The 24,003-nt window shown below is 38.7% G+C and carries 20 protein-coding genes; 4 read left to right on the top strand and 16 right to left on the bottom strand.

Annotated elements, in window-relative coordinates:
• Window positions 1-4: 4 nt before the first annotated feature.
• The 11 genes from hisB to cysS form a co-directional block, all read right to left on the bottom strand.
• On the bottom strand, window positions 5-1,126 hold the full coding sequence (gene hisB / locus LVD16_RS21585; RefSeq protein ID WP_233770366.1) for a bifunctional histidinol-phosphatase/imidazoleglycerol-phosphate dehydratase HisB: 1,122 nt from the start codon (window positions 1,124-1,126) through the stop codon (window positions 5-7).
• On the bottom strand, window positions 1,123-2,157 hold the full coding sequence (hisC, locus tag LVD16_RS21580; RefSeq protein WP_306309363.1) for a histidinol-phosphate transaminase: 1,035 nt from the start codon (window positions 2,155-2,157) through the stop codon (window positions 1,123-1,125). The genes hisB and hisC overlap by 4 nt, the downstream gene beginning before the upstream one ends.
• A 2-nt stretch (window positions 2,158-2,159) precedes the next feature.
• Complete coding sequence (gene hisD, locus LVD16_RS21575; RefSeq protein ID WP_233770365.1) at window positions 2,160-3,446, bottom strand: histidinol dehydrogenase; 1,287 nt, start codon at window positions 3,444-3,446, stop codon at window positions 2,160-2,162.
• A 13-nt stretch (window positions 3,447-3,459) separates the two neighbouring features.
• Window positions 3,460-4,320: an ATP phosphoribosyltransferase gene (gene hisG, locus LVD16_RS21570; protein WP_233770364.1), complete on the bottom strand. Its 861-nt coding sequence runs from the start codon at window positions 4,318-4,320 to the stop codon at window positions 3,460-3,462.
• A 231-nt stretch (window positions 4,321-4,551) separates the two neighbouring features.
• Window positions 4,552-5,532 (bottom strand): M23 family metallopeptidase, encoded by a 981-nt coding sequence (locus LVD16_RS21565; RefSeq protein ID WP_233770363.1) that lies wholly within the window; start codon window positions 5,530-5,532, stop codon window positions 4,552-4,554.
• 6 nt (window positions 5,533-5,538) lie between these two features.
• Window positions 5,539-6,066, bottom strand: coding sequence for a molybdopterin adenylyltransferase (gene mog, locus LVD16_RS21560; RefSeq protein ID WP_233770362.1), 528 nt, complete (start codon window positions 6,064-6,066; stop codon window positions 5,539-5,541).
• Window positions 6,063-7,091, bottom strand: coding sequence for an oxygen-dependent tRNA uridine(34) hydroxylase TrhO (gene trhO, locus LVD16_RS21555; RefSeq protein ID WP_233770361.1), 1,029 nt, complete (start codon window positions 7,089-7,091; stop codon window positions 6,063-6,065). Before trhO ends, mog begins: the two co-directional genes overlap by 4 nt.
• A 140-nt stretch (window positions 7,092-7,231) precedes the next feature.
• Window positions 7,232-7,861 carry a hypothetical protein gene (locus LVD16_RS21550; protein WP_233770360.1) on the bottom strand — a complete coding sequence of 210 codons (630 nt, stop codon included), beginning with the start codon at window positions 7,859-7,861 and terminating at the stop codon, window positions 7,232-7,234.
• Entirely contained in the window at window positions 7,854-8,867 is a 1,014-nt protein-coding gene (locus tag LVD16_RS21545) for an amidohydrolase family protein (protein ID WP_233770359.1), read from the bottom strand. The genes LVD16_RS21550 and LVD16_RS21545 overlap by 8 nt, the downstream gene beginning before the upstream one ends.
• A gap of 94 nt (window positions 8,868-8,961) precedes the next feature.
• Window positions 8,962-9,243, bottom strand: a complete 282-nt coding sequence (gene yidD, locus LVD16_RS21540; protein WP_306309362.1) for a membrane protein insertion efficiency factor YidD — start codon at window positions 9,241-9,243, stop codon at window positions 8,962-8,964.
• The gene (cysS, locus tag LVD16_RS21535) at window positions 9,209-10,708 is read right to left on the bottom strand and encodes a cysteine--tRNA ligase (protein ID WP_233770358.1); all 1,500 of its coding nucleotides are present in this window, start codon (window positions 10,706-10,708) and stop codon (window positions 9,209-9,211) included. Before cysS ends, yidD begins: the two co-directional genes overlap by 35 nt.
• Window positions 10,709-10,929: 221 nt before the next feature.
• Here cysS and LVD16_RS21530 point away from each other — a divergent pair, with 221 nt between their 5' ends.
• Both LVD16_RS21530 and LVD16_RS21525 read left to right on the top strand, forming a co-directional pair.
• Window positions 10,930-12,141, top strand: coding sequence for a multidrug effflux MFS transporter (locus tag LVD16_RS21530; protein WP_233770357.1), 1,212 nt, complete (start codon window positions 10,930-10,932; stop codon window positions 12,139-12,141).
• Between the two features lie 44 nt (window positions 12,142-12,185).
• Entirely contained in the window at window positions 12,186-12,782 is a 597-nt protein-coding gene (locus LVD16_RS21525; protein ID WP_233770356.1) for a riboflavin synthase, read from the top strand.
• Here the strand turns inward: LVD16_RS21525 and LVD16_RS21520 are convergent.
• Complete coding sequence (locus tag LVD16_RS21520; protein ID WP_233770354.1) at window positions 12,763-13,341, bottom strand: phosphatase PAP2 family protein; 579 nt, start codon at window positions 13,339-13,341, stop codon at window positions 12,763-12,765. The genes LVD16_RS21525 and LVD16_RS21520 overlap by 20 nt on opposite strands.
• Window positions 13,342-13,373: 32 nt before the next feature.
• Window positions 13,374-14,276 carry an oxygen-dependent coproporphyrinogen oxidase gene (gene hemF, locus LVD16_RS21515; RefSeq protein WP_233770353.1) on the bottom strand — a complete coding sequence of 301 codons (903 nt, stop codon included), beginning with the start codon at window positions 14,274-14,276 and terminating at the stop codon, window positions 13,374-13,376.
• A gap of 166 nt (window positions 14,277-14,442) precedes the next feature.
• Between hemF and LVD16_RS21510 the strand changes: the two genes are divergently transcribed.
• Window positions 14,443-16,527, top strand: coding sequence for an alpha-ketoacid dehydrogenase subunit alpha/beta (locus LVD16_RS21510; protein WP_233770352.1), 2,085 nt, complete (start codon window positions 14,443-14,445; stop codon window positions 16,525-16,527).
• Here the strand turns inward: LVD16_RS21510 and tamL are convergent.
• Complete coding sequence (gene tamL / locus LVD16_RS21505) at window positions 16,524-18,914, bottom strand: translocation and assembly module lipoprotein TamL (RefSeq protein ID WP_233770351.1); 2,391 nt, start codon at window positions 18,912-18,914, stop codon at window positions 16,524-16,526. The genes LVD16_RS21510 and tamL overlap by 4 nt on opposite strands.
• 45 nt (window positions 18,915-18,959) lie before the next feature.
• On the opposite strand from tamL, the gene LVD16_RS21500 reads away from it, so the two are divergent.
• Window positions 18,960-19,703 (top strand): RNA methyltransferase, encoded by a 744-nt coding sequence (locus LVD16_RS21500; RefSeq protein ID WP_233770350.1) that lies wholly within the window; start codon window positions 18,960-18,962, stop codon window positions 19,701-19,703.
• A gap of 7 nt (window positions 19,704-19,710) precedes the next feature.
• On the opposite strand, the gene LVD16_RS21495 is transcribed toward LVD16_RS21500, so the two are convergent.
• Together LVD16_RS21495 and smc are read right to left on the bottom strand one after the other, a co-directional pair.
• A complete protein-coding gene (locus LVD16_RS21495) occupies window positions 19,711-20,094 on the bottom strand; it encodes a YfiR family protein (RefSeq protein WP_233774614.1) in 384 nt (127 codons plus the stop codon).
• A gap of 340 nt (window positions 20,095-20,434) precedes the next feature.
• Window positions 20,435-23,962 (bottom strand): chromosome segregation protein SMC, encoded by a 3,528-nt coding sequence (smc, locus tag LVD16_RS21490; RefSeq protein ID WP_233770349.1) that lies wholly within the window; start codon window positions 23,960-23,962, stop codon window positions 20,435-20,437.
• Window positions 23,963-24,003 lie beyond the last annotated feature (41 nt).

Below are 24,003 nucleotides of genomic sequence, written 5' to 3'. Positions count from 1 at the left end.
AATTTTATAGCATGCCTTTGGTGCTGGGCAGTTGAAAGTTGTCTTTGTCTTTTTTTACGGCCATTTTAATGGCTTTAGCAAAAGCTTTAAAGATGCCCTCTATCTTATGGTGTTCATTATCACCTTCTACTTTTATGTTTAAATTACACTTCGCCGCATCGGAAAATGACTTGAAGAAATGATAGAACATCTCAGTAGGCATCTTGCCTACCATTTCACGGTGAAATTCAGCTTCCCACACAATCCAGTTTCTGCCACCAAAGTCGATAGCCACTTGTGCAAGTACATCATCCATAGGCAGACAAAATCCATATCTTTCAATGCCTTTTTTGCTGCCTAAAGCTTGAATAACGGCATCCCCCAAAGCTATGGCGGTGTCTTCAATGGTGTGGTGCTCGTCTACGTGCAGATCTCCGTTAACCTGGATATTAAGATCAATCAGTCCATGTTTGGCAATCTGCTCCAGCATATGATCAAAGAAATCAATGCCTGTGCTTATTTCACTTCTGCCATTTCCATCAAGATTTACGGTAATGGCAATGTCAGTTTCTTTGGTAGTTCGAGTGATACTGGCCAGGCGTGGCTTGGCTTGTAGCAACTCGTAAATATCTTGCCAACTGGTAGTTATCAGAGCGCAATTATTTTCAACCTCATTATCCTTAACCTGATTTTTTAAGCTGCCATCGTTAATGAAAATCCCCTGAGCTCCCAGGTTTTTAGCTAAAATGATATCAGTAATTCTGTCTCCGATAGTAAAGGATTTTTCTAAATCATAGCCCCCACCAGTGTATTTACCAAGCAGTGCGATCCCTGGTTTTCTGGTAGGCTGCTTATCTTCAGGCCTGGTTCTATCAATAATAATATCTTTGAAGACGATACCTTCATTTTTAAGCGTTTCCAGCATTCGATTATGAGCAGGCCAGAAAGTGTCTTCAGGAAAAGTTTCTGTACCTAATCCATCCTGGTTAGTGATCATGACCAGTTCATAATCCATCTCTCTGCAGATTTTTCCTAGCCAAGTAAACACGCCGGGATAATATTCTAGTTTTTCCAGACTATCGATTTGCTCATCTTCAGGTTCCAAAATTAAGGTTCCATCTCTATCTATAAACAATGCTTTTTTCATTTTTGGTAGGTTTTGATAGCGGTAATTAATTTCTTGTTTTCATCAGCGGTGCCTACGGTAATCCTTAAGCAATTCTCACCAAATCTCACTTTTCTTCTGTCTCTAACGATTATCTCTTTCTCAATTAGAAAATCAAATAATCCTTTAGCATCCTGGAACTTAACAAGTAGGAAATTACTATCCGAAGGAAAGATTTTTTCAGTGATTGAGATAGCACTAAGTTGCTCTTTTAACCATTCTCTTTGCTCCAAAATGATTTGTATTTCCTGCTTCACCTTTGCTTCATTATTTAAAGCTTCCAAAGCAGCTTTCTGAGTAAGGGTATTAATGTTGTAAGGAGGCTTTACTTTATTGAATAGGCTAATAATTTCCTCCGAAGCATAGGCCATGCCTAATCTAAGTCCTGCCATACCCCAGGCTTTGGAGAAAGTCTGCATTACAATCAGGTTAGGGAAGGTATCTAGTTTGTCAGTAAAGCTGGGGGTGGATGCGAAATCTATATATGCTTCATCCACTACCACTATCCCTTGAAATGACTTAATAAATTCTTCAACTTCAGAGGTGTCCAAAGAGTTGCCAGATGGATTGTTAGGTGAACATAAAAACGCCACTTTAGTCTTATCCTGAACTGCCCCAAGCATTTCTTTTGCAGAAAATTCAAAGTTTTCAGTGAGTGGTACTTTAATGACTTCGATATTGTTTATGCCTGCGGATACCTGATACATGCCGTAACTAGGATCTGAGATAATGATCTGGTCTTGCCCCGGCTCACAGAAGATCCTTATGATCAAATCAATAGCTTCATCGCTACCGTTGCCTAAGAATATCTGAGAAGGGCTAACGCCTTTGATTGGAGCTAACTTTTCTTTAATGGCTCTCTGATATGGGTCTGGATATCTATTAACTTCAGTTTCAAAAGGGTTTTCATTGGCATCGAGAAAAACCTCTCCATTACCGGTAAATTCATCTCTTGCTGATGAATACGGTAGAAGTGCTTGAATATTCGGCCTTACCAATTGTTGGATACTCATGATTATAGCCCCAATTTTTTAAGTCTTAAAGTAACAGCATTTTTGTGAGCCTGAAGTAATTCTGCCTCAGCCATAGCTTCAATAGCTGGGCCTAAATTCTTAATCCCTTCTTCAGAAACCTGCTGGAAAGTAATTTGCTTCGTAAAGCTGTCTAAGGATACGCCGCTGTAAGCTCTGGCAGCTCCATTTGTTGGCAATGTATGATTGGTGCCAGAGGCATAGTCTCCTGCTGATTCCGGACTGTAATTTCCTATAAAAACTGAACCTGCATTTACCACCTTTTCGGCTTGCTGAGGAGCATCTTCGGTAGCTATGATCAAGTGCTCTGGTGCATAAGCATTACTCACGCTCATAGCTTCTTCAATATCTTTCACCAAAATGAACTTGCTGTTTTGGAGACTTTCCTTGGCAATTTCTTTTCGCGGTAAATCTTCCACCTGTTCTTCAATGGCTTTAATAATGCTGTCTATAGCTGTCTCATCTGGTGAAATTAATACTACCTGACTGTCTTTTCCATGTTCAGCTTGGGAAAGCAGGTCAGACGCTACAAACTCTGGAACACAAGAATTATCTGCAATTACAGCAAGTTCGGAAGGTCCGGCAGGCATATCAATGGCCACTCCATCCATGCTTACCATTTGTTTTGCAGCGGTAACATACTGGTTTCCGGGTCCGAAAATTTTATCTACTTTCGGAATGCTCTCTGTACCATAAGCCATGGCAGCTATGGCCTGAGCTCCTCCCACTTTATATATTTTGCTTACACCCACCAGCTGAGCAGTGAATAAGATGGCTGGTGCAATTTTACCGTCCGAAGCTGGTGGAGTGCATAATACAATTTCTTTGCAGCCAGCAATATCAGCAGGAATACCCAGCATAAGGACAGTAGAAAACAATGGTGCCGTTCCGCCAGGAATGTAAATGCCTACCTTTTCTATAGCCACTGCTTTTCTCCAGCAGTTTACTCCTACAGAAGTCTCCAAAGGCTCTTCTGATCTTTTTTGGCTTTCGTGGAATTTACGAATGTTAGCCGCAGCGGTTTTAATAGCAGTTTTTAAATCATCTGATATTTGTGATGAAGCTTCCTTTATCTCCTCTTCAGAAACGGTTAGCTTTTCGAGCTTGGCTTTGTCAAATTTTTCATTGAATTCCAGTAGGGTAAGGTCGCCACCTTTCTGGACTCTGGTAATAATGTTCTTCACAGTACTCTCCAAAAAGTCAGTCTCAAAAACTGGTCTTTTAAGTATTTGGGAAAGGTCCTGTTGGTTGGGGTATTTTATAATGTTCATTAGAGATGCCTTTTTAGATAATCATTTTTTCAATAGGTACTACTAAAATGCCCTGAGCACCAAGATCTTTCAGTTGATCAATGATGTTCCAAAAGTCATTTTCATTAATCACCGAGTGAAGAGAAGACCATCCTTCTTGCTGAAGTGGGGTAACAGTTGGACTTTTCATGCCTGGTAAGATAGCTGTGATGGCATCTATAGAGTCATTAGGGGTGTTCAGTAATAAATATTTATTGTTTTTGGCGGTGTTGACTGCCTTAATTCTGAAGATGAGCTTATCTAGTAACTGCTGTATTTCAGGTTCAAGGGTTTTGGTAGAAACTAAAACGGCTTCTGATTTCATCACTGTTTCTACTTCCTTCAATCCGTTGCTGAGAAGCGTACTGCCTGTGCTTACTATATCTACAATGGCTTCTGCTAAACCAATTCCAGGGGCTATTTCCACTGATCCGCTGATCTCATGAATTTCGGCATCAATGTTCTTTTCTTTTAAAAATTGCCTTACAATGTTAGGGTAGGAGGTGGCTATTTTTTTGCCATTTAGAGATTCAGGTCCACCATATTCTTTTTCTCGAGGAATGGCGATGCTAAGGCGGCATTTAGAGAAGTCGAGCTTTTCAATTACAGATACTTCTTTTTGTTTTTCAATGTAGACATTCTCACCTACAATACCCACATCAGCCACGCCATCTTCTACATATTGAGGGATATCATCATCTCTTAAGAATAGGATCTCTGCCGGGAAGCTGTAGCAAGATGCTTTCAACCGATTAGGTCCATTGCTAAAGCTGAGTCCACATTCTTTTAAAAGTTTCACAGACTGCTCTTGTAGTCTTCCTGATTTCTGAATGGCAATTCTAATTTTCTTAGTCATGATTATTTGGTGGTCTTAAAACAAAAAAGGCTTACCACATGGTAAGCCTTTTTGTTTTATTAGTTAAAATATTTTTACGCTAAAACATATATCTCCCATGCATCAGATCGATGTTGAAATGATGATGGTGATGATGATATTTGTTTACGCTTAGATTCATTTTCTGTTCTTGTGCTGCTAATTAAGCCAATAGTTATTTATCAAACAATAAATTCGAATATTAAATTTATGTTACATTCCTAAAGACTGGTTCTCAATGGATGCCAATTCTATGATTTTTTCATATTCAGAGGCATTTAGGTCATTGAAGAAGTAGTGTATAGGATTTATCTTTTTGTCACCTTTAATTACTTCATAATGTAGGTGAGGAGCAGTACTTACCCCAGTATTACCTACATAACCAATCATTTGGCCACGCTTCACTTTCTGGCCTTCTTCCACCACAAACTCGTGCATGTGTGCGTAATGTGTCTTATAGCCAAAGCCGTGATCTATTTCAATATGCTTTCCATAGCCACCAAAGCTAATTTGAGTGCTCGAGACTACGCCATCAGCTGTCGCGTAAATAGGCGTACCAATAGGGGCAGAAAAGTCAATACCAGTGTGAAGCTTTTTAACCTTATACACCGGGTGTGTTCTGTAACCAAACCCTGAAGCCAAACGGATAAGTTTTTTATTCGAAATGGGTTGAATGGCAGGAATGGCAGCTATCATTTTAGCTTTGTTATCGGCGAGCTCTTTCAGTTCATCATAGCTCTTAGATTGGATGTAAACCTTTCTGCGAAGCTTATCGATGTCTTCACTAAGCTCCACAATGTCTTTGCCATGAACAAGGTTTTTATTCTTTATATCTATGTATCGATCTACTCCACCTATACCTGCATTTCTGATAGATTGATCTATAGGCTCGGATCCTAATACAATTCTATAAACCTCATCATCTCTTTTTTCCAAAGCCGTAAGTACCTGATCTAATTCTTCTACCTTATCATTCAGATTTTGGTAGTAGAACTCCATTTCTGCTACTTCATTTTTGAGTACCAGCTCTTTAGGGGATTCAAAATAGCTGTTAAACAGCATAAGTAAACCTCCGGCAGTAGCCAAAACAAGTGCACCTAAACCTAGAAGATTTAAGATGATGTCCTGTTTTTTAACTTTTACCCGTTCGTATTTACAGGTTTCTGTGTCGTAATAATATTTTATCCGTGCCATATAGTATTATTTTGGCCTAAAAATCTTAATTACATCTTCATTGCATTCTATGTAAGGACCTTCAATTAGATCAATACAATAAGGAATGGCAGGGAAAACAGCATCCAGACATTGTCTGATTGCTTTTGGCTTGCCAGGCAAGTTTACAATGAGAGTATTATTTCTAATCCCCGCTGTTTGCCTGGATAATATTGCTGTAGGCACATATTTAAGGCTTTCCGTTCTCATTAACTCACCAAATCCGGGCATCATTTTGTCGCAAACAGCCTCAGTGGCTTCGGGAGTGACATCACGTTTAGCTGGTCCTGTACCGCCAGAGGTGATGATGAGGCAGCAAGATTTTTCATCTGCCATTTCCTTCATCTTAGCCTCAAGCTGATCCTGCTCATCAGGAATCACAGCGTACTCACTTTCCCAGTCAGAAGTAATATATTCTTTAAGTGTTTCTACGATGGCTTTGCCAGGGATATCTTCATAAATACCCTTGCTAGCCCTGTCAGAAACATTGATAATACCTATTCGAGTAGTTTTCATTTCTTGAAAACTAGTTTTTCAGAACGTCCTTTTTTGAATACTTGTCGGCCTTTGTTTTTGCCTTGTCTGATCTTTTTCTGTTCTTCTTCAGGCATGTGGATAGTATCTACACACTCTTCAGAACAGCAGTTTTCATATTTCTCGGCACATTCCTCACATTGAATAAAAAGTAAGTGACAACCGTCATTTTTACAGTTAGTATGGTCATCACAAGGTTTACCACACTGGTGGCATTGACTAATGATATCATCAGAAATTCTTTCTCCGAGTCTTTCATCAAACACGAAGTTCTTCCCGATGAATTTATTTTCCAGTTCCTGATCGTTTACCTGACGCGCATATTCAATGATTCCACCTTTAAGCTGGAATACATTTTCAAAGCCATTGTGTTTGTAATAAGCGCTGGCTTTTTCACATCTGATACCTCCTGTGCAGTACATTAAAAGATTTTTATCCTTTTTATCTGCAAGCATATCTTCTATGATAGGAAGAGACTCTCTAAAGGTATCTACATCAGGAGTAATGGCGTTTTTAAAATGACCCACCTCGGTTTCGTAATGATTTCTCATATCTAGAATTACCGTGTTAGGATCATCGGCCAGTTTGTTGAATTCTTCTGCGGTAAGGTGGGTACCTTTATCCGTCACATCAAAAGATTCATCTTCCAGACCATCTGCCAATATTTTTTTACGAACCTGGATTTTAAGTTTAAAAAATGATTTACCGTCATCATCAACGGCTATATTAAGGTGTGCCCCGTTCAGTTCAGCAGACATATTCATATAGCCTTCAAAGTTATCGAGGTTGTCTTTAGGTACACTTATTTGTGCATTTACACCCTCGTTAGCTACATAAATTCGGCCCAGCACGCCCAGATTATGGTAGTCCTGATACAGCTGATCTCTAAAAGATTGGGGATCCGTAAGTTTTACGTATTTGTAGAATGATAAAGTGACGCGTTCTAGATCACTTGCCTTAATTTGTTCTTTAAGGACTTTTCCATTAATTCTATTATGTAAGATCATTTTGCAAGAATGACGTTTAAAATTATGGTGCAAAGTTAATATTTCCCAAAAGAATTAACAATGTGCACTTACGCATAATGATGCGACAATGATGATTAAAGTAACCATGGGTGTACTTTAATTGCTAAAAAACGATGAGATTATAATTTAGGTTGAAGCTCACCACGAAGGAGCTTATTATATTCCTCACAGGTGAGGTAGCCATGTTCATCACTATAAGGACATGTTTTGTAAGTGTCACCGAAATGGCCTTTGGTTATAATTACCCCCTTGCCCTGGCATACCGGACAGATAACTTTTCCACTGGGGCCGCAGTCAATATCATAGTTGCTGGAAAGGATAGTTTGAGCTTCTGCTTGCTCTTCTTTTTTCACTCCTACGAACTGTTGTTGTGCTTTTTCGAGGTATTCTGAGCATTCTTCGTAGAAGTTTCCTTTGGTGCCTTTTAGCTCAATATACTTATTAAGCCAATCAATACTTTGTCTATATCTCTCAAGGAAAAAGGAATTTTTACCGAAATAGAAACATAGATCAGAAGGTACTACACGTGCCTTTGATAGAACCTCTTTAAATTTAATGTTAGCTTCTTCATACTGCTGATTATCCATCAGTTCCACACCTTCATCCATCACTCGCATAAGCGCAGCGCGCTCGGCCTGCTCACGATCCATTTGGGCTTGTTGTATTTTCTCTTCTTGCGTTATCTGAGCGCTAGAAGAGAAGCATACGGTGAATAATAAAACAACAGTAAAATAAAGGAGCTTATGCATCTACGTAATCTTTCTTGTCCAATTTAAGCCATTCTAAAGTAGAATTGCAAAATATATCTTCAACGGTTTCTTTTGATAAATCCATTTCCTCAATAAACTTGCCAATTTCAAGATCTCCCAGCGGAAATGGATAGTCAGACCCCAAAGTTACTCTTTTTGATCCTTGTGTTTCTAATACGTACTTCAACATTTTTTCGTCGTGCGTAATACAGTCGACCCAGAATTTACCAAGATAATGTCTGGGATTCACCTGATTATCAATGGCTACCAGGTCTGGCCTGCAGTTGTGGCCGTGCTCAATACGGCCTATTGTGGCTAAAAATGAACCACTGGCATGCACGAAGTTAAAGCGCAATTTTGGTAGTTTTTCCATGATGCCTGAGAAAATGATGGAGCAAATAGCCCTTGAGGTCTCAGCAGGCATTCCCACCAGCCACGGCAACCAATATTTTGACATGTGTTCCATACCCATCATATTCCATGGATGAACCATTACCGCCATATCTAACTCCTGACAAGCCTCAAAGATGGGGTAAAAGCGATCTTCATTAAGGTTTTCATTATTGATATTACTGCCAATTTGTATGCCAGGGAAACCCAATTTCTTGCACCTCTCTAGCTCTTCAATGGCCAGGTCAGCGTCCTGCATAGGTATGGTGGCCAGGCCAATGTAGTTTTTTGGGTGTGTATGTACTAATTCTGCAATGTGGTCATTTAAATACCTGGATAGGTCATGGCAATCGTCGGGCTTAGCCCAATAAGAAAACATAACCGGAATAGTACAAACCACTTGTACCTGAGTGTTGAACTGCTGGTATTCTTTTATGCGTATGTCCGCATCCCAGCAATTGGCCTGAATCTCTCTAAAAAACTGATTTCCTTTGATCATTTTGGCTACACCTTCCTGATGATGCTGCAAATAGATGAAGTCTCCATAGCCAAATTTTTCCGTCCAGTTGGGCATGTGCTTCGGAATAATATGAGTATGCATATCTATTTTAAGCATAGGGTAGTAGCGTTAGTGGTTTAAACAAATATCCAGAAATTAGTTGTGAACGCCACAGAGGTTTCTACAAATTATGGTAATTCAAATCAATGAATTAGTTGGGATGTGAATCCCTTTTAGGCACAGGATCATATCCACTGGTGCCCCATGGGTGACATTTGGAAATTCTTTTCATGCCTAGCCAGATGCCTTTGATAGGTCCCCATTCTTGAATGGCTTCAATAGTATACTGAGAGCAGGTAGGGGAGTGCCTACAGTTAGAGCCCAGTAAAGGGCTGATGGTGAGTTGGTAGAACCTGACAGGGAGAATGAATATCATCTTTATCAGGTTCTTTATCACTTTAATCAATGCTGAATTCTGTTCCTTCTTTTCCATCCTTAAGGGTAACACCTAGGGCTTTCAAATCATCCCTTATCTTATCAGACAATGCATAATTTTTAGCAGCCTTAGCGTCCATTCTTACTTGAATGAGCATTTCTATAACGCCATTGGTCAAATCATTATTAGACTCAGTTTCTTCTCTTAGCCCAAGAACATCTAAAATAAAACCTTGATAATGCTGAATAAGAAGCTCGAAGGTTTCCTTAGAAAGTTCACCTGTTTTATTATTGCCAGCCTTGATGTTGTTCATAAGTGTAGTGATTTCAAAAAGAACCGCTAATGTTTTTGCGGTATTAAAATCATCACCCATGTTAGCAAATAGGCTATCAATCATTTGATTTACAGAAGCTTCAAGGTCATTGTTTACTTGACCCTTAGTGTATTCAAGATTTTTAGATATTTTAAAACCTTCCATCAGGCGTTTATATCCTTTTTCTGCTGCTATAAGAGCTTCATTAGAAAAATCTAAGGTGCTGGAATAATGCGATTGTAGCATGAAGAATCTCACTACCATAGGGCCAAAACCTCTGTCTAACAGTTCATGATCCCCAGCGAATAGTTCCTCCGGTAAGAATGAGTTACCTAATGATTTGCTCATTTTCTGCCCGTTAACGGTAAGCATGTTAGCATGCATCCAGTATTTTACCGGATCTTTTCCAGTAGCACCAACGGACTGAGCTATCTCACATTCATGATGTGGGAATACTAAATCCATACCACCACCATGAATATCAAAGGATTCACCTAAGTATTTGGTACTCATTACAGTACATTCAAGGTGCCAGCCTGGGAAGCCTTCGCCCCATGGTGAATTCCATCTCATAATATGGCTTGGTGAAGCCTTTTTCCAGATGGCAAAGTCAATTTTATTTTTCTTTTCGTCCTGACTATCCAGTGTTCTTCCACTTTCCATCAGTTCCTCAATTTTTCGTTTGGAAAGTCTTCCGTATGAATGAGACTTATCATACTTAGCTACATCAAAGTAAACAGATCCGTTTACCTCATAAGCCCAGCCATTTTCGATAAGCTCTTTCACCATATCTATTTGTTCCACTATATGGCCAGTAGCGCATGGCTCTATGCTCACAGGTAAAACGTTGAAGTCATCTAAAACTTTGTGGAAGCCGCTAGTGTATTTTTTTACTAACTCCATTGGCTCCAGTTTTTCTATTCTTGCCTTCTTAGCAATCTTGTCTTCTCCTTCGTCAGCATCATCTACCAGGTGACCTACGTCGGTTATATTACGAACATACCGCACCTTATAACCTACATACATTAGGTATCTGTAAACTATGTCAAAGCTCATAAAGGTTCGAACATTACCCAGATGGACGTCACTGTAAACGGTGGGTCCACACACATACATGCCTACACTATCTGCATTGAGGGGTTCAAACTTCTCTCTTTGACCACTTAAAGTGTTGTACAATGAAATCGGATACTTTTCTTTTAACGACATGTATATATAACTAATAGGTTGTTCTTTAGGGCTGCAAAATTAAGAGCATTTCCTTAAATAAGCAGAATTTTCTGTACTCTTTCATGCATTTTGACTGTGGGTAGAAAAATAAAATAAGATTAATAGAAATATCTGAACCAAATCATATGAGCTACGTTAGACATCATTTAAACCTTATTTTTCTTAGTGTTAAATATACACTTAGTAACATTATTTAATATATGAGTAAACTGCAATATTTTACGCTGATATTAATTTTAGGCCTTTTGTCTACTATCAGCCCTTTTTCAATAGATATGTATTTACCTGGTTTTCCTGCCATTGCGAAGGATCTGGGTTCTACTATTGATAAGGTGCAGTTATCGCTTACCAGTTATTTTATTGGTATCTCATTCGGTCAGTTATTTTACGGACCTCTGCTTGACCGCTTTGGCAGAAAAAGACCATTGTACATCGGTTTGGTTATTTACATCATTGCCTCAGTAGGTTGTGCATACACAAACTCTGTAGAATCACTCATATTCATGCGTCTGGTTCAGGCTATAGGTGGCTGTGCAGGTATGGTAGCGGCACAGGCATTGGTGAGAGATTTATTTCCGGTTGAAAAAACAGCCCAGGCATTTGCTATGCTGGTATTGGTGATTGCTATTTCGCCTATGGTAGCTCCGACTTTAGGTGGCTATTTAGTGGCTTCTTATGGATGGCATTCGGTGTTCTTGGTTTTAGGAGCCATTACTGCTCTGATTATGGTAGGGGTATACTTTACCTTGCCGGAAGGTCAGCTGGCAGATAGATCTTTGTCATTAAGACCTAAGGCTGTTGCCAGAGGTTATTGGGATGTTTTAAGTAATCGTCAGTTTTCTGTTTATGCTTTTGCAGGTGGAATAGCCACTTCTGCTCCTTTTGCTTATATCGCAGGATCTTCTGATGTTTTTATCAATATTTATGGAGTAAGCGAAAAGACCTATGGCTGGATTTTTGCCATTTTGGCTTTCGCAATGATTGGATCTACTCAGCTTAATCATATCTTACTAAATCATTTTACTAATAGACAAGTAATGAAGGTAGCTATTAGTTATCAGGTAGTTACGGGTTTAGTAATGGTGGCTGGAACGGTGATGGGCTTTTTGAATATGTATACCCTTATTGGTTTATTATTTATATTCCTTACTGGTCATGGGCTTTCTAACCCCAATGCCATGGCGCTAACCTTAGCACCTTTTTCTAAGAATGCCGGCAGTGCTAGTGCATTAGTAGGAGCAATAAGAATGGGGCTTGGTGGACTTACTTCTGCTGCAGTAAGCATTCTTCATAACGGCAGCACACTGCCAATGGTGCTTGTAATGGCATTTTGTGCTCTGGCCGGTCTGGTAATTTTATTAATGGGTGAGAGAAGAATTTCTCTTAGGGAGAAGCACTCATTTAGTGCCTAAATTGCCTTGTTTTTATTAACATTACGATCTAAAAATTAGCGAATATGTTTACTGGTATTATAGAATGTTTAGGAACGGTTAAATCTATTCAGACAGAGGGCGAGAATAGACATTTTGAAATTGAAAGCAGTATCTCTTCAGAGCTGAAAGTAGATCAAAGTGTGTCACATAATGGTGTTTGTTTAACGGTGACTAAAGTTGCAGGAGATACCCACTTTGTTACAGCCATTCATGAGACTATGATCAAAACCAGCCTGGGTAATCTAAAACCAGGGCAGATTGTAAATCTGGAGAGGTGCATGGTGAACAATGGACGTTTTGATGGTCATATTGTTCAGGGCCACGTAGATATGACCGGAGAGGTAGTGAGCGTTCAGGAAGAAGATGGTAGCTGGTTATTTACAATTAAGCATGATATTTCTAAAGAGCATTTCACGGTAGAAAAAGGGTCGATTACCCTTAACGGAATTAGTTTAACTTGTTTTAATTCTACTGATAATAGCTTCAGCGTAGCCATTATTCCATATACTTACGAGCATACCAATATGAAAGACCTGTTAGTGGGAAGTAAAGTGAATTTGGAATTTGATATTATAGGTAAGTATGTTCAGAAACTATTAGCTAAGTCTGGGCAGATTTAAATTTATTTTTATCAACCCAGTTGGCAAGCTTGTGAAATAGATAGCCACTGGAGAGTCCAATAAGCCCACCTATGGTGATATCTCCAGGGTAGTGAACGCCTAGGTAAATTCTACTGTAAGCCACTATAGCAGCCCATAGAAAAAAGAGCCAGGCCCATTTGTATTCATTTTTGAAAAGGAAGAATATGAATGAGGCTAATGCAAAAGCATTACCTGAATGTGATGAGGCAAAGCCATATTTGCCACCCGTGTATTCATTGATAATATACACCATTCCGTCGAAATCTGGGTTTCGGGAGGGTCTATATCTAGCGAAATAGGGTTTCATTACTCCAGAGCAAATGTAATCAGCAGCGCCTATGGCAAGGCCTAAACCCACCAACCAAATAATAGCTCTCCATTTGTATTTTTTAATTATAAATCCGGCGAGAATGGCATAAAAGGGAAACCAAACATACTTATCTGATATCCAGAACATGATTTGATCTAACCAATCCTGGTGTAGGCCATTTAAGAAAAAGAAAAGCTGTTCGTCAATTTTTATTAACCATTCAATCATGTTTCTAGGAGTTTTCGGCTCGAAAATAGGGTTTAGTTATCTTTTACCCAATCAATATCCTTTTTCAGGAGACTCAGCGTTTCACTCTCTTTACTATTTTCTTCAGGATTATAATCATATACCCAATTGGCCTGAGGTGGTAAGCTCATGAGAATGGATTCTGTTCTGCCATCAGTGTCTAAGCCGAATTTTGTGCCTTTATCCCAAACTAAATTAAATTCGACATAACGACCTCGACGAAGCATTTGCCAATTTTTCTCGTTTTGAGAGAATTCTCGGGACTTATTGTCTTTCATGAAGCGAGTATAAATCGGCGCAAAGCCTTTACCCACTTCTTTAACGAAGTTGAATAAGTCCTCTTTAGATCCCTCCTGGGCTCCTAATCGATCGAAAAAGATGCCTCCGATACCACGGGTCTCTTTTCTGTGCTTGATGTAAAAATATTCATCGGCCCAAGTTTTAAATCTCTTATAATAATCAGCATGATGATTGTCGCAGATGTTTTTAAGTGAATTGTGGAAAAACGATGCTTCATCTTTATTCACATAATGCGGTGTAAGGTCTATGCCACCACCAAACCACCAGATGCCGTTACTCATTTCGAAATACCTCACATTCATATGGATGATAGGTACCCATGGGTTATTGGGATGCAAAACAATAGAAACACCTGTAGCAAAAAAGTCAGCCTCTTCCAGTTCTAAAGCTTGAAGAATATTAACAGGAGTCTTTCCATTAACCGCTGAGAAATTTACACCGCCTTTTTCAAGAACATTACCATCAGAAATTACTCTGGTGCGCCCGCCGCCGCCGCCAGGACGCTCCCAGGGATCTTCCTGAAAATTGGCTTTTTCATCAGCATTTTCCAGTTGCTGACATATGTCATCCTGTAAACTCTTGAACCACTGAGAGATGTCTTCTTTTGTAATGCTCATGCGGCAAAACTATTGAATAATTAGTTGATTGATAAGAAGGCGGCCTTATTAAAAACCATTATTGTAAAATTTATTATTTGAAGGGATCTTTTTTGTGAATTTTGTAAATTCGCAATACTACGAACGATCGTTAGTTTGGTCTCGTGGAATATTTAAAACCCATCATATGCCTACTACAAAAGTTGAGAAGAAAGGAAAGAAGTTGAAAGTAGAGAAGGACATTCTTTTAAAAGCGTATTACCTCATGTGCGTGGCGAAAAGAATGGCCGAAACCTATGACGAAAACAGAGAGGTATGCAGCAAATATGTGCATAGTACCTCTCGTGGTCATGAAGCCATTCAGTTGGCAGCCGGCTTTCATCTTACTGACATTGATTATGCTTCATTATATTATCGCGATGAGTCTATTTTGCTCGGTATTGGTTTAGAGCCTTATGAATTAATGCTCCAATTGATGGCCAAAGCTGATGACCCGTTTTCAGCAGGCCGAACATATTATTCTCATCCATCACTTAAGAGAGAAGGTTTTCCTACCATTCCTCATCAAAGCTCGGCCACCGGAATGCAAGCCATTCCTTCCACTGGTATGGCTCAGGGGATTAAGTATTTAGAAACGGGAGGAGAGATTAAAGGAAAAGCTCCGATAGTGCTATGCTCATTGGGAGATGGTTCAGTTACTGAGGGAGAAGTTTCTGAAGCCCTTCAAATGGCGGTACTGAAGGAATTACCCATCATTTATCTGGTACAAGATAATGATTGGGGCATATCAGCTACCGGTCAGGAAATGAGGAATATGGACGCCTATGAATTTGCTGGAGGCTTTAAAGGTTTAGAACGAATACGAGTAGACGGAGCGGATTTTGAATCTTCATATTTAGGGATGGAGTATGCGGTCAACCATGTGAGAGAGAGGAAAGGGCCTATTTTGGTACATGCTAAATGCCCGCTGCTCGGTCATCATACTTCCGGGGTAAGAAAGGAATGGTATCGTGGTGATAAGGATCTGGAGAAGCATGCTATAAGTGATCCATTGCCAAAATTGAGGACATATCTTGAGAATCATGGTTTTGATTCATATGAACTGGAAGAGCTTGAAGAGAAAGCCATAGAAGCAGTAGCGGCTGATTATGAGAAAGCGATTGCCGCACCAGATCCTGATATTACCGATTTTGATTCTCATGAGTTTGCAGAATCAGCGATTCAGGAGGAACGGGGTCAACGACATCCGGAAGGCTCTGCCAAAGTTGTGATGGTGGATGCTGCTCTTCATGCAGTTGATGAGATTTTATCACAGCACCAGGAAGCACTTTTCTATGGTCAGGATGTAGGTGGAACGCTAGGAGGAGTATTTAGAGAGGCAGCGACTTTGGCGAAGAAATATGGCGATCACAGGATTTTCAACACCCCAATTCAGGAGGCTTATATCATTGGTTCAACAGCGGGTATGTCTGCTGTAGGAGCCAAGGCTATTGTTGAAATTCAGTTTGCTGATTACATCTGGCCAGGAATAAATCAATTGGTAGAAGAGCTTTCAAAGAGCTGCTATTTGTCGGCTGGGAAGTTTCCAATTCAATCGCTGATTAGAGTGCCCATAGGTGCTTATGGAGGTGGTGGCCCTTATCATTCTGGAAGTATAGAATCTACTTTATTGAATATTAGAGGTATTAAGGTTGTTTATCCATCCAATGCCGCTGACATGAAAGGTTTAATGAAAGCAGCATTCTATGATCCCAATCCAGTAATTATGCTAGAACATAAAGGCTTATACTGGTCTAAAGTGCCAGGGACAAATGATGCAAAAACGTTTGAACCGGACAGTGATTACGCCATTCCATTAGGAAGTGCTAATTGTGTGTTGGAGGCTAATAAGCATGGAGATGATTCTACTTGTGTCATCATCACATATGGCATGGGTGTGTATTGGTCAAAAGCTGCAGCAAAGAATTTTGAAGGACGGGTAGAGATACTGGATTTAAGATCTCTAAATCCATTAGATTGGGATAGCATTGAAAAAAGTGTAAAAAAACATAATAGGGCGTTCGTTCTTACTGAAGAGCCGTTAATGAACTCTTTTGCAGAATCACTTGCTGGACGTATATCCAATCGCCTTTTTGAATATTTAGATGCTCCAGTTCAAATACTGGGAGCGTCTAATTTACCTGCGATCCCACTTAATGTAGAACTCGAAAAACAGATGCTACCAAACAGTGAAAAGGTTTCAAAAGTAATTGAGAAGCTATTGAATTATTAGAACGGATATCCAATACCAATATTTAATACTACAGCTTCAGCTGCTGTAGGAGTAAAAGGTTCATCATAATACCCCGTAGACATGATGAATCTTTTGCCTTCAGGCCTGGCCGGATCGTACACCTTTAGTCCGGCATCTAACCTGAGAACCAGAAACGAGAAATCAAATCGTAAACCAAGTCCGGCACCCACAGCAATCTCTTTGTAGAAACGATTAGGTTTAAACTGTGCACCGGGTCTGGAAGGATCCTTTTCGATGGTCCAAACATTGCCAAAATCAACAAATGCAGCATAATCAATGAAGCCAATCAGGTTTTTTCTGAGCTCCACACTGCCTTCAATTAATATTTCGCCAGGCTGTTCAAAGTTGTAAGTAACCCGATTAGATACCGAATCTATAGAAGAGAAGGAGCCCGGCCCCAAACGACGTGGCCGCCATGCCCTGATACCATTACTTCCACCTGCAAAGAAATATTTTTCATAGGGCAGGATCTTATTTTCACTGTATGGTTTGGCTATCCCGGCATTTATCCGATAAGCGATGGTGGTATTTTCATTAATGGGGTCAATCTCTCGCCGGTCAATACTGAATTTTAAATATTTGTAATACTCTAACCCTTTGTTTTCAAGAATGTCAGTATTTAAAAAGTTAAGGCTGGTGCCACCGCTTTCCAGGTATATTCTGAAGAAAGATGAGTTTTCAAAGTTTATTCCATAACTATTTGAATTCCAGGTAGTACTCAAACTCATGCTACTTACGAATGAAGGGCGAAAAGTGTTGATTAGCCTATTACCACGAGTTTCCAATACCAGAAGAGTGTCTCTGAAACTGGTACTTAGATCAGAATTAATAATGCTGATATCCGTGGAGGTGAAATTAAATAGTGTCTGCTTCTCTGTCTGCCACGAATATGAGTTTGAAACATTTATGTTTTCACGAATATATTCAGGACGATCGGTGTAAGTGTAACCAGCAAGTAATCTTGTTTTTGGGTTTACTCTACCCAGCCGTTCCTTGGCTCGTGCACTTAGTGGTAAAACGAATTGAGGAAACGTAAGAGACGCGTTCGCACCCGCTTCGACACTGGCGTAAACCTCTTGAACTTCTGTAGCTGGAGCTACACCTTCTATACCTATCCTGCCATTCAATTCCAATATCTCAAGACCTCTAAAAACATTACGTTTCTTAAATGAAACGTTGTAAAACGGTCCAGGAAAGCCTTGAGTTACATTTATTCCCACTTCATTAGTCCATTGGTACCTGTTAAGCGGACTGGTGAAAATATTGGCAATAAACTTACCATTGGCAGAATCATAATTAATATTTATAAACCTAAAATGATCAAGGTTGGCCAACTGCCTTTGGGTAATAAAGGTATTGCTTTTACTGTAAACGCTATCTTTGTTGATGAATACTCTTCTGCTGAGGATTTTATAGTTGTAGAGATCATTATAATACCTGAAAGTGATGCCCTTGTAAGTTTCTGAGCTTCTTAAAGAATCTATGATCATTCCAGTGTTGGCATCCGTAGTGAAGTTAACTGAGTCAATCACAAAAACCTTATGTTCTCCTTTCTTGGGCTCATTGATTACTGTTTCAATCGCTATTTTTTTTGAGCCTCCATAAGCTGTATCAATATTGAATTCAACATATTGTCTGCTGAAATCAAAGTATCCGTTATCCTTCAACAGCAAATCGATTCGCTCTCTCTCTGCCGTAATATTGCTTTGGTCGTAGTTTTCTCCCTTCTGAAGAAATGATTCATCCTGATACTTTTCTAATAGTGCACCAATCTTATTGTCTGTAGTAGTAAGAAAAATAGTGTCTAATAGATAGGGTTCACCTTCCTCAATGATGTATTTTATTGAAACCTTTTTACCAGAAACCGAATAGTTAGTGTCTATTTTAGCCTGGAAATACCCCTTGGAGTTTAAATACAATTCAAAACGATCCATCGTTTGCCTGGTTAAGGATGAATCGTAAATAGAGATGGGTTCTCCCCAGCGCATCCAGATATTTCCTTCTTGAATTGTCTTGTTGATTTTGGCTACTCGCTTCTGCTTTTTCCTCTCTAGTCTTGCAACCTTTTTAACCTTGTTGTCAGTCTTAGCGGCATTGATCTTCTCATTAAATTTGTTTCTGGTAACCTCACGCTTAGTCTGATAACGCTCCAGATCATATCTATTGAGACCATAGTAATAAAACCAGACATACGGAGACCACGGAACAATAGGAAGCTGTCTGTTAGGTTTTTGGGCATAGAGTTGCGCTAAGTCTTCCTTATCTACATGACTGTTACTTTTTATTTTCTGTTTGTAGAGTAACTTTTCATCTTCTTTCAGATATTTGGTACCCAAACATCCGGAAAGTAGAATACCTACTAGCATAATTAAAATGTGATGTATTGATACCCTCAACCGAAATAGTAGCTTATGATTTCCAAAAACACTGCGAAGTTCATTAAATCCTTGCAATTAAAGAAATACCGTAAACAAGAACAATGCTTTTTAGTAGAGGGAAGAAAAAGTGTTCTTGAGGTCATGGAGTCTGATTTTAATGTAAGGCTTATCGCAGGGACCTCAGATTTTTGTTCTACTAATGATCTTTCAGGTAATGAGGTTTTACAAGTAACAGAAAAAGAGCTATCTGGTTTAGGAACTTTGAAGTCAAACAATCAGGCTATAGCAGTTGTGGAGATGAAGGCGAGCAAACCTTTTATTACTGCCAATGATGAATATGTCATCGCCTTAGATGACATTAATGACCCTGGTAATTTCGGAACAATTCTTAGAATTGCTGATTGGTATGGTATTAATAAAATCATAGCATCAGAAACAACGGCTGACTTCTACAATCCTAAAGTGATTTCTGCTTCAAAAGGATCATTCACTCGTGTAGATGTATTTTATGGTAATTTACAGGAGGAGCTAAAAGAACTCAAATTACCTATATATGGTGCATTGCTCGATGGAGAAAATGTGCATCAGGTAAGGTTCAACAGTGGGGGAGTTCTGGTAATGGGTAATGAGGCCAATGGAATCTCAGTAGGAGTAGAGGCTCTGATAACCTCGAGAGTAACCATACCTGCCTATGGAAGTGCTGAATCGCTTAATGTGGCAATGGCTACGGCTATTATTTGTGATAATATAAAGAGAAGTCTTTCGACTCCTCTTTAATACCATTCTATTTCACGATGGCCAAATCCATCAATCTGCTGGCCATTTTGATGCCTGTTTTGTTAACCATATCACGGTTAATTTCAAACATCAGTTTGCCATCTACCTTTACAAGATTAATAGATCCACTGCTACTAATCTCATCATCTTCAGTGATGACCAACAAATTTTTATTGTCCAACTGCTGGATTTGGTTAGCACTTAACCCACCTTCTTTAGTGATAAATAGAATATTACAACCTTCAATCTCAGAGAGACTTGAATAATTTTTAACAGTTATTTTCTTACTTGATTTTCTAGCGGAGGCTAATGATGTCATGATATTATACATTTCATCATTATTAGATACTACTCCTAAAGTTAGTTCATGATTGCCCTCAGACCATTCCAGATATTTGGTGATGGACAGAATAAAATGACTTTTTATTCTTTTTCCTGATCTTCTTCGGTAGGGTTTGTAGTAGCAAAACTGGTGGTGGTGATTAAAAGTAATACTAGTAAATAAAGTGGTTTTAATTTCATTGGTTTTGTGATTTCAAATTGATACACAAATATCAAAATATAGGTACAGATAGAAATCAGGGGAAATTCTGAAATTATTTTTTTATTCGTAAATGTGTGAAAATTAAGGGATTATACTTTTAGTAATATAACTAATATTGGAATAGTTCAAAAAATTAATTTTACAGTTATTTTAGAATGAATGAGGCTCTCAGGGAAAACCCTGAGTGCTAATCTGCAAGCTCGCGTAGATCTACCGGAATTACTCGAGAAACACCTTGTTCTATCATGGTAATTCCATAAATAACGTCGGTGCTGGCCATCGTCCTTTTGTTGTGAGTTACAATTATAAATTGAGACTCTTTAGAGAAGGTTTTGATAATGTTATTGAACTTATCAATGTTAGCGTCATCTAAAGGAGCATCTACCTCATCGAATATACAGAATGGTGCTGGCTTCAACAGGTAAATAGAGAATAGGAGTGAGGTAGCCGTTAAAGTTTTTTCTCCTCCTGAAAGCTGGTTGATAGTTAATGGCCTCTTACCTTTTGGTTTAGCAATAATTTCTATGCTAGATTCCAGCGGATTATCCGGGTCGCTGAGTCTTAAATCACAATCATCTTCTTCAGTAAAGAGACTTCTAAATACTTTAACGAAGTTTTCTTTGATCTTTTCGTACGCTTCGATGAAAGTTTCTTTGGCTACAGCATCTATTTCTCCAATGGTAGTGAGTAATGATTCTTTCGCATTAAATAAATCCTCTCTTTGCGTGGTAATAAAATCGTTTCTTTCTTTTATTTCCTGATAAGCTTCCATGGCCATTGGGTTGATAGGCCCCATTTTGTCAAGCTTATCTTTTATCTTTTCTACTCTTTGCCTCAGTTCTTCTGGTTCCACTTCCTCTTCAGGAGCCTCATCCATGATCTCATCAACTTTAATATTGAACTCTACTGAAAGGCGTTCTTTTACAGAATTTAACTGGATTTTTGTTTCATTGAGTGAGTTTTGTAATTCCATGAGAATAGTGTCAATACTCTCTCGATTACGTTGAATCTCTCTGGTTGCTTTATCAGCGTCATCTATCTGAGCACGTACATCATAGTATTCTCGTTCTGCCTCATTGACACCGGTTTCTATGCTTTCTTTTTCTTCATACATAGAAATAAGCTCATCATCACTAGTCTCTGCTTTTTCAAGGAGTTGTTTTATTTCGGATTCGTTTTCCTTTAACTCAACCTGATTTTTCTCAATTCGAAGTTTACTATTTTCAAAGGTATCTGTCTTATACTCAATTTCTTGTTCCAGACTTTTTACCTTATTGTCCTGCTGGTGAAATAAGATGTTTTGTTCATTGAAAGCTGATGATTTCTGAGATAAAATCTCGCTCTGCTCATGCAGTTCAGTGGATGACTGGTTTAGCTGAATTTCTTTTTCAAGCTGCCATTTCTCCTCATTTTCAGCCTTTGGTTTATCTTCTTCTATCTGTTCTCTTAGCTCTTCAATTTTATCCATGATATCTTCCTTGCGCATATCTGCGTCAGAAAGCATCTTGCTAAACTGCTCTTGCTTGGTTTTTATTGAGATGTATTCTTCGTTGATGAGTTTTACTTCCTCTCTTAACTCTTCAAGGTCATCCCTTTTAGTGCTGCTTTTTAACTTCTCAAGTTCCTTCTGCTTTTCACTATGGCTTTGCTCTATTTCACTAAGTTTTTTACTGAGGTGTTTTATCTCCTTGTCAAGTTTTTCAAGGTTTTTAGCTCTACCTATTTTCTTTCCTTCAAATAAACCTACTGATCCACCAGAAATACTGTATCTTCTTCTTGTTACCTTACCGCTCTGAGTGATGAATATGTTGTCATCATCTTTTGGAATACTATTATAATCTCCTTCTAGAATATATACTTTGTCAAGAATATGCCCCATAAGCTTTCTGTACTTACTATCATATTCCATGATTTCAGTAGCAGGAAAAGCATTGCTATATAAACTGGTACCTGAAGGAGTGAAGTTTTCAAATGCTTTTAGAATAAAGAAATTGGCTTTACCTCTGGCAGCATCACTTAATATATTAATAGCTTCATACGCATCTTCCTCTTTTTCTACGATGTAATAATTAAGGTATGGCTCCAGGTAATTCTCAATAGTTACTCTGTATTTATCTTCACAGGTAAGAATGTCAGAAAGGAGAGGGGCGTTTTTATTCCATTGAGCCTTCTTTTTAAGGAATTTAATAGCTTCAGGAAAACCTTCAAGGCTTTCAACCAATGACTTTGTTAAGTTATACTCGTTTTGTTTGGCATCCAGCTTACGGTTAGTCTGGGTTAACTCTTCCCTAATTACTTCAATGGTCTTCTCAGTGGACTCAATCCTTGCCTGTAAATCAGATTCTTCTCTTTTAAGTTTTTCCTGAAGATTGTTTTTTACATTCAGCTGTTCAGATAAGGATGAAACTTTCTGATCAAATTCTACCAAACTAGCACTCTGCTGATTTGTGTCGCTGGCAGTTTTTTCAAGCTCTTGCTTAAGTGAGCTTAATTGAAGTTCCTTTATTTCTACAGACTTTTTAAGCTGATAAACCTCTTCTTGCTTGTTTTTTTGAGTCTTTCGAATGTCATCAACCTGAGCCTGAAGATCGGCTGTTTTAATTTTCTGAGCATCATAATCTTCTTTCAGGCCATTCAGCTTCATTTCAATTTCGGCCAGAATTTTCTCAGCGGCTCCTTTTTCCTGGCCTAGTCCTTCTAGACTAAATTTAGCCCGTTCATTACTTTTTCTATCTAGCTCTATCTGATCCTTCAAACTATCAGATTTGTCATTTAAAAATCTCAGGCGCTCATTCTTGATCTTTTTCTCACTCTCATACTGACGGATCTTGTTAACATGCTCATTGAGGGTCTTTTGTCTTGCGGAAAGAGCCTTTTCTTTCAGGATCATTTCAGACTTAGCTTTCTCTAAAGAGGCCTCCTTTTCTGTGATTTGCTTATTTAGACTTAACTTTTTGTCATTTTCAGCTTCTATTTTCTTACCAATGTTCTTATGGTTTTCGCTGAATTTATTTATTGTGAGTCTGGCTAGTAGAACACTTAATTGTTTATACTCTTCTTTTAATTGATAATATTTCTCAGTTTGCTTAGCCTGTCGCTCCAGAGATTTCATGTTTTTATCTATCTCAAAAAGCAAATCTTCCACTCTTTCCAGGTCAGCATCAGTATCTTGAAGCTTCTTTAGGGTTTCTTTCTTCCTTTTCTTAAACTTTGAAATACCAGCGGCCTCTTCAAATAACCCTCTCCTTGAGTTATCCTTATCATTCAAAATATCATCCACCATCTTCAACTCAATGATGGCGTAGCTGTTAGATGCAATACCAGTGTCTAAAAAGAGGTTGGTAATATCTTTAAGTCTACAGGTGACCCCATTTAAAAGGTATTCACTTTCCCCAGATCTGTAATACCTTCTGGTAATCGAAACTTGAGAATATTCTGTGGGTAATAAGTTCTTAGTATTATTAAAGGTAAGAGATACTTCGGCTAGCTGTGTAGGTTTTCTTTTTTTGGTACCGTTGAATATGACATTTTCCATCTTCTCGGAGCGTAGCGTTCTACTGCTCTGCTCTCCCAGTACCCAACGTATAGAATCTACAATATTTGATTTACCACAGCCATTAGGACCTACAATTCCTGTAATCCCCTCATCGAAATTAATCGTAACCTTGTCGCCAAAACTTTTAAAACCTTTTATTTCCAGTTTGGAAAGCTGCATGTATCTCTCTTTGATTTAATACTTAATGGGTTAGCCCTTCC

The sequence above is a fragment of the Fulvivirga ligni genome (genome assembly GCF_021389935.1).
GTDB classification, from domain to species: Bacteria; Bacteroidota; Bacteroidia; order Cytophagales; family Cyclobacteriaceae; genus Fulvivirga; species Fulvivirga ligni.
The sequence above is the reverse complement of the archived record's forward strand: the minus strand, read 5'-3'. Positions and strand labels throughout refer to the sequence as shown.

Coding starts and splice junctions, on each gene's coding strand:
- LVD16_RS21530 (WP_233770357.1), top strand. CDS start 10,930: ATGAGTAAACTGCAATATTTTACGCTGATATTAATTTTAGGCCTTTTG.
- LVD16_RS21520 (WP_233770354.1), bottom strand. CDS start 13,341: ATGATTGAATGGTTAATAAAAATTGACGAACAGCTTTTCTTTTTCTTA.
- LVD16_RS21500 (WP_233770350.1), top strand. CDS start 18,960: ATGATTTCCAAAAACACTGCGAAGTTCATTAAATCCTTGCAATTAAAG.
- mog (WP_233770362.1), bottom strand. CDS start 6,066: ATGAAAACTACTCGAATAGGTATTATCAATGTTTCTGACAGGGCTAGC.
- yidD (WP_306309362.1), bottom strand. CDS start 9,243: ATGGAAAAGAAGGAACAGAATTCAGCATTGATTAAAGTGATAAAGAAC.
- hisB (WP_233770366.1), bottom strand. CDS start 1,126: ATGAAAAAAGCATTGTTTATAGATAGAGATGGAACCTTAATTTTGGAA.
- tamL (WP_233770351.1), bottom strand. CDS start 18,914: ATGCTAGTAGGTATTCTACTTTCCGGATGTTTGGGTACCAAATATCTG.
- hisD (WP_233770365.1), bottom strand. CDS start 3,446: ATGAACATTATAAAATACCCCAACCAACAGGACCTTTCCCAAATACTT.
- hisG (WP_233770364.1), bottom strand. CDS start 4,320: ATGACTAAGAAAATTAGAATTGCCATTCAGAAATCAGGAAGACTACAA.
- hemF (WP_233770353.1), bottom strand. CDS start 14,276: ATGAGCATTACAAAAGAAGACATCTCTCAGTGGTTCAAGAGTTTACAG.
- LVD16_RS21525 (WP_233770356.1), top strand. CDS start 12,186: ATGTTTACTGGTATTATAGAATGTTTAGGAACGGTTAAATCTATTCAG.
- LVD16_RS21510 (WP_233770352.1), top strand. CDS start 14,443: ATGCCTACTACAAAAGTTGAGAAGAAAGGAAAGAAGTTGAAAGTAGAG.
- smc (WP_233770349.1), bottom strand. CDS start 23,962: ATGCAGCTTTCCAAACTGGAAATAAAAGGTTTTAAAAGTTTTGGCGAC.
- LVD16_RS21550 (WP_233770360.1), bottom strand. CDS start 7,861: ATGCATAAGCTCCTTTATTTTACTGTTGTTTTATTATTCACCGTATGC.
- hisC (WP_306309363.1), bottom strand. CDS start 2,157: ATGAGTATCCAACAATTGGTAAGGCCGAATATTCAAGCACTTCTACCG.
- LVD16_RS21545 (WP_233770359.1), bottom strand. CDS start 8,867: ATGCTTAAAATAGATATGCATACTCATATTATTCCGAAGCACATGCCC.
- cysS (WP_233770358.1), bottom strand. CDS start 10,708: ATGTCGTTAAAAGAAAAGTATCCGATTTCATTGTACAACACTTTAAGT.
- trhO (WP_233770361.1), bottom strand. CDS start 7,091: ATGATCTTACATAATAGAATTAATGGAAAAGTCCTTAAAGAACAAATT.
- LVD16_RS21565 (WP_233770363.1), bottom strand. CDS start 5,532: ATGGCACGGATAAAATATTATTACGACACAGAAACCTGTAAATACGAA.